At 63.6% G+C, this 13,441-nt stretch carries 9 protein-coding genes; all 9 read right to left on the reverse strand.

The genetic code is table 11. The features are described 5' to 3' along the window. Positions 1-7 precede the first annotated feature (7 nt). Positions 8-1,186, reverse strand: coding sequence for a glycosyltransferase family 4 protein (locus HPY44_15510; GenBank protein NSW57415.1), 1,179 nt, complete (start codon positions 1,184-1,186; stop codon positions 8-10). Positions 1,187-1,195: 9 nt separating this feature from the next. Beyond that, positions 1,196-1,771 (reverse strand): acyltransferase, encoded by a 576-nt coding sequence (locus tag HPY44_15515; GenBank protein ID NSW57416.1) that lies wholly within the window; start codon positions 1,769-1,771, stop codon positions 1,196-1,198. After that, positions 1,759-2,940, reverse strand: coding sequence for a glycosyltransferase (locus HPY44_15520; protein ID NSW57417.1), 1,182 nt, complete (start codon positions 2,938-2,940; stop codon positions 1,759-1,761). Before HPY44_15520 ends, HPY44_15515 begins: the two co-directional genes overlap by 13 nt. Positions 2,941-3,018: 78 nt before the next feature. Beyond that, positions 3,019-4,332 carry an O-antigen ligase family protein gene (locus tag HPY44_15525; GenBank protein NSW57418.1) on the reverse strand — a complete coding sequence of 438 codons (1,314 nt, stop codon included), beginning with the start codon at positions 4,330-4,332 and terminating at the stop codon, positions 3,019-3,021. A gap of 46 nt (positions 4,333-4,378) precedes the next feature. Beyond that, positions 4,379-5,449, reverse strand: a complete 1,071-nt coding sequence (locus HPY44_15530) for a glycosyltransferase (GenBank protein NSW57419.1) — start codon at positions 5,447-5,449, stop codon at positions 4,379-4,381. A 227-nt stretch (positions 5,450-5,676) separates the two neighbouring features. After that, positions 5,677-7,257: an alkaline phosphatase family protein gene (locus HPY44_15535; GenBank protein ID NSW57420.1), complete on the reverse strand. Its 1,581-nt coding sequence runs from the start codon at positions 7,255-7,257 to the stop codon at positions 5,677-5,679. After that, positions 7,254-8,753 carry a flippase gene (locus HPY44_15540; protein ID NSW57421.1) on the reverse strand — a complete coding sequence of 500 codons (1,500 nt, stop codon included), beginning with the start codon at positions 8,751-8,753 and terminating at the stop codon, positions 7,254-7,256. The genes HPY44_15535 and HPY44_15540 overlap by 4 nt, the downstream gene beginning before the upstream one ends. 190 nt (positions 8,754-8,943) lie before the next feature. Beyond that, complete coding sequence (locus HPY44_15545; protein ID NSW57422.1) at positions 8,944-11,046, reverse strand: polysaccharide biosynthesis tyrosine autokinase; 2,103 nt, start codon at positions 11,044-11,046, stop codon at positions 8,944-8,946. A 486-nt stretch (positions 11,047-11,532) separates the two neighbouring features. Next, positions 11,533-13,422, reverse strand: coding sequence for a polysaccharide biosynthesis protein (locus HPY44_15550; GenBank protein NSW57423.1), 1,890 nt, complete (start codon positions 13,420-13,422; stop codon positions 11,533-11,535). Between the last annotated feature and the right edge of the window lie 19 nt (positions 13,423-13,441).

Consider the following 13,441-nt stretch of genomic DNA (forward strand, 5'->3'; position numbering starts at 1 on the left):
CTGCTGCTTACTCCGGGGTCGGCAACCCGCGCGATTTCAGAAGGGCAACATACTCGTCGAAGAGGTTCTGCCAGATCACTTCCGGACGGAATGAGCGCAGGACGCGCTCGCGCCCCTGCCGGGCATGGGTGGAAGCGAGTTCTTCGTCGTCCAGGTAAGCACGGATCGCCTTCGCCAACGCCTCCGAGTTCCGCGGCGGAACCAATGTGCCTGTCACCCCGTCCGCGATGGCATCCATGCACCCGGACACCTGCGTGCCCACCGCTGGGACTTCCATCGCCGAGGCCTCAACAAACACGTTCCCAAAACCTTCGCGGTACGTCGGGACCGCGAGGATGTCCATGGCCGCATAGTAGGGGGGCATGTCGTTGACGTGGCCCGTGAGGTGGACGCGCGGATCTTTTTCCAGGACCTCGCGGGTCTCGGCCGGCGCCGGATCGCCTGCCTCGAACGGCCCGACAACAAGCAGGTGCAAATCCGCGTAGTCCTCGCGCAGACTTCGCCACGCATCCACGAGTTCCACGATACCCTTGTCGCGGACGATACGCCCCACGAACCCGAGAACCCGCGCCTTCGGCGGAATCCCGTACTCCTGCCGCAACTGCCGTGCTCTGTGCTCGATTTCCGGGGTGCGCGTGAAACGGTCGGTGTCCAGCCCGTTGCTGCTGCCTTCGCCCAGCACCTTGCCCTTGCCCTGCGGAAACAGATTGAGTTCGCGGCACAATCTGAGCAGGCTGGGGCTGATGCACAGGACGCGATGGGCCAGTCGTGCGGCAATCTTCTCGCAGAGCGTGAGAATCGCGCGCAGCCGCCCCGATGTGGTCTCCAGGCGCAGGCCGCGGATATTGTAGATTCGGCACGGCACACCCGCGAGCCATGCCCCGAGGGTGACCAATAACCCGGCTTTCGGTGTTCCCGCATTCACGAGATGCGGCCGGACCTTGCGCAGCGCCCGCACGATCCCTGCAAGGCTTTTCAAGTCCGCCAGCGGGGAGATCTCGCGCTGCATGGGAACATCGAGCAGCGTTGCACCTTCTCGCTCGCAAAACTGTCGGGCGGTGTCGTCGCCGGAGCACAGGAAGTAGACATCGAAGCCCCGCTCGCGCATGTATGCAAGCTGACCGCGCATGAGGCTGGTGCTGATGGATGAGGTCACAGCGACTACGAGCCTGGGGCGTTCGGGCATAAGGAGCGGTTACTCTCCTCGGGAGGCTTCGAACTCGCTGCGGGTGTAGAACTCGGCGTCTCGGTCTTCGTTGGCCTTGATCACCTGAGCCGGAACGCCACCCACGATCACATGGTCCGGCGTATCCTTGACCACCGCCGAATTGGCGGCGACCAGATTCCCCGCCCCGATGGAGACCCCGCATTTCACGGTGGAGTGGGCAGCAAGCCAGGTGCCCCTGCCCACCCGCACAGGCCGGGCAATGCTTCCGCCCTGACGCACCGAACCATTCTTGAAGGTGTGCTGCAGCGTGCTGATCACGACGTATGGGGCGATGACGACTTCGTCCTCAAGCGTGAGCCCTGCCATGCAGTTGAGCCACGATCCGCGAGCAATGTACACGTCATTGCCAATCACGAGATTGTGGGTGTTCAGGAGCGTCACCTGCGACCCCAGCGTCAGGTTGCGCCCGCACTTGCGGATGAATGGCCGGGCAAGCATCCCTCGGAGCTTCAACGACAGGCGGTTGTCGGGCCACCAGTTGGTGAGCAGCCCGACAAGCCAGATCGGGAGCGCCCAGCGCAACTGGAGCATCAATTCACGCATCTGCGTCTCTCCTCGGCGGCCTGCCGGAGCAATCCGAGCAGGCGTCTGCGCTTCTCGGACAGCACGTCAGAAACATAGTCCTCACTAGTCCGTACACTCCGCTCGGAGTATTGGGTGAGCAGGTCCGGCCGCCTTTGAATCTCCCAAAGCATCTGTCCGAGACGCACGAAGTCGCCTGCGGGGAACTTCTGTTCCGCGGGGAGCAGTTCGGCGATCCCGCCCACATCGGAACCCAAAGCCGGGAGCCCCCGTGACATCGCCTCGATCATTGCGCGCGGCATGCCCTCGGTGGCCGATGTCATCACAAATAGGTGGGAGTCATCCAGGAGACGCAAGAGCTCTTCACGGTCCGACAGGTGCCCGAGGAACTCCACTCGGTCCGCGATGCCCAGGTCAGTCGCGAGGGCTTCCAGGCTCGCGCGCAGACTGCCGTCGCCCGCGAGGCGCAAGCGCAGATCAGCCCCTAACCGAGTAGCCTCGGCCACCCCTCGCAGCAGGACATCATGACACTTTACGGGGACCAGGCTCGCAACCAGCACCAGGTCCAGCGGGCGGCACGGGGCCTCGAACGTGCGGGCGGGCCGCAGCCACGACCGCGGCAGGCGGATGCTGGAGATGCTGTCGGTCACTGTCTGCGGACCCGCCGGATACTTGCGCTGAAGGTGCTCGCGGCTGACATAGCTACCCACTACGCATGCGGAGGGGATAGTGCGCATATTGACAGCGCTCCACTTACCCACAAGACTGGCCAGAAATCCGTGCTGCCCGGCCTGCAGAGCCGCCTCGGGGTCGCCAATCATCTCGAACATCACCGGCCGGCCGACGCGCCGCGCGATTCTGCAGGCGTGCAGGCCGGTGTAAGAAGGCACCCGCACGCAGACGGCGTCCGCGGCCCGTATGGCCGGCTCAAGAATTGGGCCGAAGATCGCACCCGAGCGCAGCGTCAAGCGGATTCCACCCACATTGGGCAGGGGCAGGAACTGCACCCCATCACCATCAGAACGCCGGGCGTGTTCAGGCAATTCGCCCTCAACAACCCGCGCTGCGACGACCACCTCCTCGAAAACGGCCCGGTAGTCGTCGAAGAAAGACCGATCGAAACAGTAGGTGTCATAGACGCCGTCGGCAGCGCCGAAGTACTTGTGATCCGTTGCAACGAGGATCCGCACAATCGCCTCCTGGTTGGCATCGGGTCTGCGGCGTGGTTCCCGTTGCGGGCCCACATCGCATCCCGACTTCCGTCGAGTTCAGCCGCCTCCGCGCGTATCGTGAGCCGATGCGCGAACCCCCTCAGCGGGAAGGCTCTCGGGCTCCGCACCGGTCCTGTCAGTCTGGGCTACGCGACGCTGCACCGGACGGAACACCATCGCGAAGATGAGAGCTCCCAGGAACGGCCAGAAGGCGGTGCGATTGATCACGAGGGTCATGGAGTTCAGCAGCGACCACACCAGCAGAGTCGTGGTCTGCCAGGTTCCGTCGTAGCGGTCGAGGCGGATAGCCCTGCGCCAGAGGGTCCACAGCAGCCAGATGCCCATCAGGGTCCCGACCACGCCGTATGACATTCCCCACTCCACGAAGGTGTTGTGGGAGGAGCGCCGAAAGAGCATCGCTCCGGCCCCTGGCGTCATAGCCACGATCCGCGCACCGAGTGCACGGTCAACCCCACCAGAACCCACGCCGCGCATGAAGACCACATCGTTTGAGGTCATCACGTCCCACCCGGCCGCCCAAATGCTTGCCCGGCCGCCCAGGGAAGATAGATCCCCGCGCTCGAACCGGGATGCGCTGGTACCGAAAAGCCCCAGCGTAGGAGCCACCAGCTCGGCCATCATGAGCACCATGCCGGCAGATATGAGCATGAAGATCGCCATCATTCGGTACCGCGGATGGCGCGACGACACCCATGCGATGCCGCCCAGCAGCGACAGAATGGCGCCCCGGGAGGCGCTTATCAGCGTCTCCACGGCGAGCCCACCCGCGAATGCGACCCAACTTATGCCCCTGCGGCGCCGGCGCCGTCTCGTGGCCGCAGGCGGCGTGGTCGCGAGCATCACCGCAACGATGGTGGCAAGACCGGTCTGCGCGCCGATCTGGTTGCGGTTGGTGATCACGTTGCCCCGCCCATCGCGGGCTTCCATGAACGTCAGGCCTCGAGCGCGGCCGGGCAAAGGAAGCGTCAGGACCACTAGAAGGCTGGTGCTGATGAGCACCGATACCACGAAAGTGCGCATGAAAATCCCGCGCAGGCGGTCATCGCGCACCAGAACGCCGATGGGCAGGGCGATGAGTGTACCCCCCGCCACCAGCAGTCCCCGGTTGCGCTCGGCCGGGTCCACCCACCACAGACCGGCCAGCACCAGAAGCGCGCACAGTGTGACCGGTAGTTGCTGGAGAAGGTTGCGCTGCCGCGGCCAGTCGATCATCCCCACAATCACCGCAGGGATGTACAGACCGAGGTACATGAAGTCCTCAATCCCGAGGCGTTTGTGCACCTGGAGAATGAGCCACAACGGGCGCACCCCGGAAGCTAGAGCAGCTATCAAAATGACGATTAGTCGCACGGCCAGTGCTCTCCATCGGCCGGCGCGGATGCAGGCGGCCGTCTTGTCACTCGGTGGTGCCCTTCTCCCAGATGCCGGTCATCGCCTGGGCGCATGTTTCCAGGGAGAAGGGACTGGCGTCGAACCGGGCGAGAGCGGCAGCTCGGTCCGGCTGGTGGGACATCAGAGCGTCGCGCGCGGCCTCGGCCCAGACCCGATCCGGCTGTGCCAGCGGCAGGCAGCGCACCAGTTCGAAATGGGTGGCGATCTCCTGGCACCCCGGCAGATCACTGGCAATCACCGGAATACCCGCCGCGCAAGCTTCCAGTACGGCTCCCGGCAAGCCCTCGCGACGCGAGGGCAAAAAGGCGAGATCCGCGGCGCACAGAATGCGGGATACATCCGAGCGCTCTCCCGTGAAAACAACCCGGTCTTGCAGTCCGGCAGCATTCACGGTACCGCGCGCAAGTTCCTCCTCGCGACCGCCGGGCTTCCCGACCAGCAGCAAGTATGCATCAGGCTGCATGTCTGCCAGTTCCACGAAGATCGACGCCAGCCGTCCCTGGTTCTTCGCTTCGCAGAAGCGGCCCACGTGGACACACACGCGAGCGTCCAGCGGTAGACCGAACTCGGCGCAGACGCCGGCGCGATCTGGCGGCGAACGGTAAGCGGTGATGTCCAGTCCGTTGTAGACAACCCGGCACCGCGGATCGTTTCGCCAGTCCGCACGCCACGAGCCGACCAACGCCCCCTCGCTCACGGCCAGAATATCTGTGGCGTATTGATCCAGCAGCCTGCGCATAAGAGCTCTCTGGGCGTTGCGCAGCAGACCGTCCTGGTGCGCGTCACCCATAGAACGGAAATGCGCAATGCGCACCGGTATGCGCTGTCTCGCGGCCAGCATGAGTATGAAGCCCGAGAACAGGTGCAGATGTGAATGGACTACAGTGTACCCACCGGACCGCACGATCGCGCCGAAACGCGCCGGGAAGCCGACACTCTTCAGCGAGCAGGGGATGACCTTCCCGCCGAGAGCCTGGATCTCACCATCCAATTGACCCTTCGCCCCGGACGTCACGAGGAAGTCCATCTGGAACCGTGAGCGATCCACGTGGCGCATGACTTCCAGAGTGCGCATTTCTGCGCCACCGCGGTCCATCCGCGAGAAAACGTGAAGAACACGGACAGGATTAGCCACGAGCGCCCTCGCGCTCCGACATGGCCGGCCCGATCACCGGGAGATTGCTGTACACTGCCATTTGCATCAGACTCCCGGGGCTTTGCGCCAACTTCAGTGTGATAGGAACCGCGCCCCCCTGAACTGTGCCGAACCTGCTGAGATCGTGAAGCCTGCTGGCGGAGCGGTCAGCCCATGTAACCCAGATCGCGGAGCCGCCCTTCTATAGCCTCAATGTCCTCTTCCGACAGGTTATCCTTCGCGCTGACGTCGGAACTGACCCACTCCGGCTCGGTGTGCGGCAGGTCCAGCACATCGCGCACCGTCTGAAGCATCTCGCTGATGGCTGTGGGGAGCTCGCCGATCCGCGCCGCTGCCGCGGCGTTTGCTCCGACTATTCCCTCCATCTGGTGGGTGCCCTGCCAGCCTTCCTTCTTGAAGACCAGCTGCCGGGCTGTCTCCTCGTAGGACAGCACGAGGTCTGCGTCGGCTCCCATGGGTCCAGTCACATAGCCCGGTGCCGGAAAGCACACCGCGAAGGGCACGTCAGGTCCCTCGGCGCCGTACAGATCCAGACCGTCATAGACCTCGAAAAGCGGCTCATCGCTGTCCGGGAAACGCAGTTCCCTGAGGGCAGCGATAATCGCCGGCTTCAGCTTCGCCAGAGCATCTCGATTCTCCTCGTAGTCCACGGACCAGTATGCCTCGCCGAACGCTCCGGGCCAGCGAATGAGCACGCTGTCGGAAGTCTGTTCCACCCGGAATAGACTCCTCAACGGGGACGCCGCGAGCCTCTGCTTTAGCCTTTCGTAGGTCGCAGATGGGGCCGCCGCACGCAATGCCCCTGCGAGAACTCCCGCCCACGAGCGCAGCATGCGTCTCGCGCTGCGCCTCGCTGCCGGACGGACCAGTTGCAGGCCATCGGCACCATTCTCGGGCAGAGGGAAGCGGGTGTTGATGCGCCCGGTGTTGATGAGCCCGCGGCATGGCGTCTGACCGTGGTCGGAAAGGAGCAGGATGGGCGTCTCCGGCCCGACGCACTGCTCGACGCGCCCGACCAGGCGGTCGGCGTGAATGTAGGCATCCTCCACCGGGTCGCCAACCTCGCCTGGATGTTCCCACTTTCGCGCCTGCAGGTACGCATGCTGAATATGGTCGGTGTAGTTTTCCACCACGAAGAAGACATCAACAGGGTGATGCTCCAGAAGGTAGGCGGATGCGTCCTCCAGCCATCGGGCCTGCTGCGCAAGAGTCGCCCGCCGCCGTGACGGGTGTACCTTGGTCAGCGAGACCAGATCGGTCTTTCCGCAGGCATTGGTAACCTGCTCGTACAGGTCGGGGCTGGAGAACATGGTCGGACCGTATTCCGGCGTGCCCATGATGCCGGAGATCATCCAGCCATCCAGGGGCTCGGGCGGGTAGGTGAAGGGAAGGCACAGCAGGCCGACAGAGAGTCCGCGGCGGTTGAAGTCCTTCCAGAAGGGCGCAACCCGGCTGTCCGATCGGCAGACTGGGCGCCAGCGGCGGTGGGTAGGGTCATACGACTGCATGGCGAGGATCCCGTGCTCCCGCGGTTCCACGCCCGTGTACATGCTGGTCCAGGCAACTGAGGTGACGGGGGGAATGGTGGAGCGCAGGCCCCCTCGGGCACCGGCCGAGGTGATTCGCTCGATGTTCGGAAGCTTCCCAGACTCCATCAGTGGGAGAGCCTGGTCCCAGGTCGCGCCGTCCAGGCCGATGATGGCCAGACGGCAGCGTTGCTTGCTCATGCGGACTTCCTCTCTCGCGCCAGCATTGGCCGGACGATCTTCGCCAGCCTGACGCCGATGGCGAGCATCGGGAGTGCGAACAGGGCGAAGGCCGTGAAAGCCCCCCAAGGCGGGGCGATACCGCGTGGCGCCAGGTAGGCCAGCGCAAGTCCGACCAGGAACGCCGGCCACAGCCCAATCGTTGTCACATTGTACGGCAGAATCCGGTACAGGCGCCAGACCCGCACCACTCGCCACAGATTTACCCCTGCCAGGGCGGCGGCCACGATGGCGGAGGCGGCAATCAGCCGGTAGCGCGGCACCCACGCGACGAACAGGCCCATCATGGCGATTGCGAAAGCGATGTGGTCCAGGGACATGATCCATGGTCGACCGGTCATGGTCAGGATCGAACCCACCGAGCCGGTGGCCGAATTGGCCAGCTGCCCCGCGCAGACCAGAACCAGAGCGTTGGAGCCTTTCACGAACTCGTCACCGAAAAGCCCCATGAATACCTGCGGCCAGCAGATGATCGCACCGAAGACCCACATGGCCAGATACGTTGCCATAGCGGTTGAGCCGATGAAGGTCTTCCTCAGGCCCGGTATGTCCCCCTTTGCGTGCAGTGCCGAGATGGTCGGCGAAAAGACAGTCTGCACCACTGCCAGCGGGAAGACCAGCATGTTCGCGCCACGCCAGGCCGCCGAATAGATCCCCAGTTCCGCCTTGGTCAGCAGCTTGCCAAGCACCAGGATGTCCACACCGCCGCCCCCGAAAGAGAAGATGCTGTAAAGGAGCATTGGCAACCCAAAGCTCAGAAGAGCTGCCCAAGGGATGCGGCTGCGGACATCAGCAGTGCGGGCGAGAACAGTGCGCCGGATGAAATGCCAGCCCACGACACACCCGAAGGCGGCGGCTCCTGTGTGCACCCAGGCCATTGCCTCGAAGCTGGGGCGCAAGATACCGACAGCGACGATGCCGGCAAGCAGGGCACCGGGCGCCAGAATCGACCCGACCGCGAGCATCTCCACGATGCGCTGCACACCCCGCAGCGCATTGACAATGATGTACTGCACCACCGCGAAAGGCATGGCGATGGCAAGGATTCGGATGGGAGGGGCCAGTTCCGGGATGCCGTACGCGTTTTGCGCTATCGTGGGCGCCAGCAGAGCGATGGCGATGGCCATGACCAGCGCGATGGCCCCATTCAGGAGGGTCGCGCCATATACCGTGCCCTTGAGTTCCTCTTTCTGCCCCAATGCGTCATAGTGTGCGACGTACTTCAGGACGCTCCAGCTCAGGCAGCTCTCGGCAACCTTCTCCCCCATCGTCTCGACGGTCAACGCCAGGCTGAACACACCGAAACGCTCGGCCCCAAGCACACGGGACATTGCCACACCCACTCCGAAACGCAGGAGCCGCTGAATGACTCTGCCGACGAACACGAGCGCTGACCCATGCAGCAGACTGCGTAGGCTGGTATGGTCGGCAGGTAGCTGGTCGCTGTGTGTGCTCAAAATTCGCTCCGTCGCGGCGGGTCGGGTTCAATGCGACCCCGTGGCGCCTGTGTGTCGGGCCGGCCCCCAGGCAAGCGGTCGGTCAACGTACTCCTGAGGTGCAGCCGCCCCCTCACTGCCACCGGCCGGCTGAGAACCTGCCGCGGGGCATCTCGGGGGCGGTTTTCGCGCCAATAATGCTGAAGTCGCGCTAGTCTTCGTCGCCGTAGTACTCGGAATAGTAGTAAGAACCGTAATAGTAGTACGAGCCCGGCGCCTGCTTCGCCTTGTTGATGACAACTCCCGGCAGGAAGTGCCCCTCGCGCTTGAACAACTCCACGAGCCGTTTCAGCGTTGGCCGTTTTGTGCTCTCGAGATCGACCACGATCACCGCGGCGTCGGCGATGCGCGTGAGAACCATGGCGTCCGCCAGAATACTGCCCGGCGGCGTGTCTAGAATCACCAGGTCGCACATGCCCTTGAGGCGCTGGACAAGATCCCGCATCGCGGTCGAGTCCAGGAGTTCACCGGGATTGGGCGGTATCGGACCGCTGGTGATCACGCGCAGGTTCGGGTAGTCAGTCTCATGCAGCACATCCTCAATGGGCAGGCCGTCCACCAGGCAACTGGTCAGTCCGGTGGTGTTGTCGAAGTCGAAGATTCGGTGCTGGCTGGGGCGGCGCAGGTCGGCGTCTACGAGAATCACTCGTTGCCCGCCTTCTGCGCACGCGATGGCGGTGTTCACAGACACCGTGGATTTGCCCTCCCCCATCGCGACGCTCGTCATCACCAGGGACGAGATGGCCCGGTTGACCGAACTGAACCGCAGCGCGGAGCGGATCATCCGGAAAGCCTCGGCGAAAGGCGACTTACCCATCGGGGAGCTCAAGAGAATGTTCTCGCGTCCGGTCTGTCGGAAGATCACCGCCAGCGTGGATACCCCGAGATGCTCCTCCATCTCCTGAACCGATGCGTATGTGTTGTCCAGGTAGTTGACAAGAAGCGCCACGCCAAGGGCGACGAGGAAGCCGAAGAAGATAGCAAATAGCAGGTTCTTCTTCTTGCTAGGGCTGACCTTTGGGGCCGGCGAGTCCGCGGCTTGGATCACCGTGGCGCTCGGGATCTCGACCATCTCGGCAAGCTGCAGGTCCTGGAGCTTCGCCATCAGAGCGAGATAGCGGTTCTCAGCAACACGCACGGAACGCTCGAGCTCGGCAGCCCGTCGTTGGTCGTCCGGGAGCCGACCTATCGCTGCCTGTGCTTCAGCAAGCCCTCGTCGTACCGCACTGGCTCTCTGCCGATTGGCCGCCAGTTCCACTTCCGCCAAGGTCAGTCGTTTCAGGATTTCGGCGTTGACCGGGTCGACGCGGGATTCCGTGCTGATCACCCGGTCCACCTGGCTCTCGAGCTGTTTGCGCACCGCGGCGATTTCCTTGTCGACGGCAGTGACTTTCTGGCTCGTCGGCGCGTAGTCGGTGATGAGTGCCGCCCGTTCGGCCTCGAGTGCCAGTAGCTTACCGCGGAGCGTATCCAGTGCCGGATTCCGTTCCAGCGTCTCGGCATCCTTGACGAAGCCATCTCCGCGGCCCAGCCTGGCCCGGAGTGCCTGCACCTCTGCCTGCGTCGCCGCGACCTGCGCGTCCGCGCGATTGGCTTCCTCCGACTGGCGCTGCGCATCCTCCACAAGACTCGTCACAGCCTCATCGACGGAGGTGATCCCGGCGCCCTGCCGGAACGCAGTGAGGTCCGCTTCGGCTTGAGCGAGTTCCGCACGAACCTCCTCTGCCTGTTTCTCAATGAACTCTCGGCCCTGGCTCGCAGTCTGACGGTTGCGCCGCAGCGTGAGTTCCACGTATTCCTGGGCGATACCGTTTGCAATCTTGGGCGCCATGAGTGGATCGGGTGCGCGCGCCGAGACGGTGATGATATCGGTTCCGGGGATGGTCTCGACAATGACGCCTGGCATCTCGGTCTCTGGGTCGATGCCCAGTTTTTCAAGGGCGGGTTTCAACACAAGAGCGCTGCGGATGAGTTCAATCTGTGTCTCGACGGTCCGAGCCTGCGCCATGCCCGTGATCCCGGTGAGCACGTCAGAAGCTCCCCCGCCCGAGCTCCCGAACCGGCTGGCTTCCACAAGAAGCTTGGCCCGCGCCCCATAGATGGGCGTGGCCGTGAAGGTCATCACTGTAATGAGGGCAATGATGGCGAGGTAGACGCCGATGAACCACCAGCGCCTGCGGTAGAGGATCAAGATGTAATCGCGTAGCCCGACTTCACTTTCCTCGTAGAAATCGGCGGGTCTCGCTGTATCCACGTATCGTGCTCCTGTGATTGCTCGCGAGCTGCGGGCGGAAGCGTGGTTGGCGTATTATACACACGGTCGTTGCGGAACTGCAAGCCGCCCCCGGACGGCCCAGGAGCATCAGTTCTGCGGGATGCGTGCCGGCTGGGGCCGGAGTCGTATTTGGCGTGCCCTTCGCCCTGAGCCGTTGCCTCACAGCCCGCGGAGCGGGCGGCAGCCTGTAGCCGGGGCGGAAGCTCCCGAATTGCCGCCCCGCGATGCGCCCTGAGCACCCGAGGGGGGTGGGCGACAGGCCGTTCTCCCCGCACCCGGTTCGGCTTCCTCTCCGGGGCTTGTGGCCCATTCCTGGGACCTGACAGCACACCGCACGGGCCCAACACCGTGGACACCGGACGCAGGCCACACGCGGCAGGCACGTATTCCGCAGAACCGACGAGCCTGCCGAACGGCCAGGACCGGCCGGGCTGCCGAATGGGAGGAAGTTGGGTCGACGCGTACCTACTCTGCGCTAATACCCGCCTTCTCCGGAGACGCAGTACCAGTGAAACGAGCTCCCGTGGCTGCCGCGAGCACACGCAGCAGACGCTCATCATCGCAATCAAGGACAGCGGCACGTAACTCCGAGAGTGCTTCCTGGACCTGCGGGAACACGGGTGCCTTGCCATTCACCTGAACGCGCTGAACCCCGGGCACCCGGGTCGGCACCAGTTCTTCGTATGGATTGACCAGACGTTCGTGGAGTTTTTCACCAGGCCGAAGACCAATGAACTCGATAGCACCCGGCGCATCAGGGTCCTTACCGTACATCTGGAGTATGGTTCGCGCAATGTCCACGATCTTGATTGGCTCACCCATATCCAGGACGAACACCTCTCCACCCTCACCCACGGCACCCGCCTGAAGTACGAGAAAGGAGGCCTCCTCGATTGTCATGAAGTAACGATCCGCTTCGGGATCGGTTACGGTGAGCGGCTTGCCTGCTTCCGCCAGGGCACGGAAAATCGGCACCACACTTCCCGCGCTTCCGAGAACATTACCGAAACGCACGGCCACGAACTTCGTCTTGCAGGAACCGTTCATGCCCGCGACGATGCGCTCTCCCATGGCCTTCGTCGCGCCCATGACGCTGGTCGGCTCGGTCGCCTTGTCGGTGGAGATCAACACGAAGCGCTCTACGCCGTAGCGGCACGAGAGGTCGGCGATCGTCGCCGTCCCCAGGACATTGTTGTTGACTGCCTCGAGGGGGTTGCATTCCATCAGGAAAACGTGCTTGTGTGCAGCTGCGTGGAAAACCACTTCGGGCTTCCAGCGTCGGAGAACGGCCTCGACTGCAATGGGGTCTGTAACATTGCAGATGACGGGCTCGAAGGCGATTTCCGGGAAGCTGTCCACAAGCTCGTAATAGATGCGGTGAATGCGGTTCTCGCCGCGCCCCAGCAGGATAACTCGCCCCGGTTGATAGCGGCACAACTGTCGACAGATCTCGCTGCCGATGCTGCCGCCGGCGCCGGTCACCAGGACGGTGCGCCCGGCGATGTAGTCATTGGGCAGCGCGAGGCTGAAGCAACTTGGTTCTCGCCCGATGAGGTCGCCCACGTCGATGTCACGCACGCGCCCCGGCATCTGCCCCGGCGCGAGCTCCAAGAGCCGTGGCATGATACTTACCCTGACACCAATGTGAGCACCTGCCCGCACAAGGCGCTCAACTTTCGCATCAGCCTCTTCCCCCCGGCTTCTCGCTACCAAGACCTCATCCAAGTCATAGCGGCTCGCGAGCTTCTCCAGGTCGTCGACCGTACCCAGGATGCGCAGTCCACCCGCGAGCATACCGGTCAGAGAAGGGTCATCGTCAAGCAGCCCGATGATCTCGTAGGGGCTCGCCGGATCGCTTGCGGCTTCTCGGGCGAGATTGTTGCGGGCACGGCCGCTTCCGTACACCACAGCCCGGCTCTTGCCCTCCGGCTTGCCGCTGCGGAACACGAACCGGGACCGCAGTACGCGCCAACCGAAGCGGCTTGCACCGATGAGCATCGTCGTGATGCCCCAGGAGATGATCAAGACGCTGATCGGATACAGGTCGTGGTGGATAAACAAAGTCAGACCGGCAACGGCCCCAAAGGTTAGCCCCACGCTCAGGATGATCGTGACGGCGGCGTCTATCGATGCGTACTCCCAAATGCGGTTGTACAGCCCCAGCGCGAAAGAGACCGCGAGCAGAAGCAGGGTCATCCAGGGGGCCGTCATCTGCCACAAGGCCCAGTACGGCTCCGGTATCGAGCCGTCAAAACGCAAGACCAACGCGAGCATGACGCTGAGATTCAGGATGCACGCGTCCATCAGGGCCAGGACCACTCGCATGACCCTGGGCTTGAATCGGCCGTTCTTCACGTCGTCAGGACTCCCTTTG

Source organism: Armatimonadota bacterium (assembly GCA_013314775.1).
GTDB lineage: Bacteria > Armatimonadota > Zipacnadia > Zipacnadales > JABUFB01 > JABUFB01.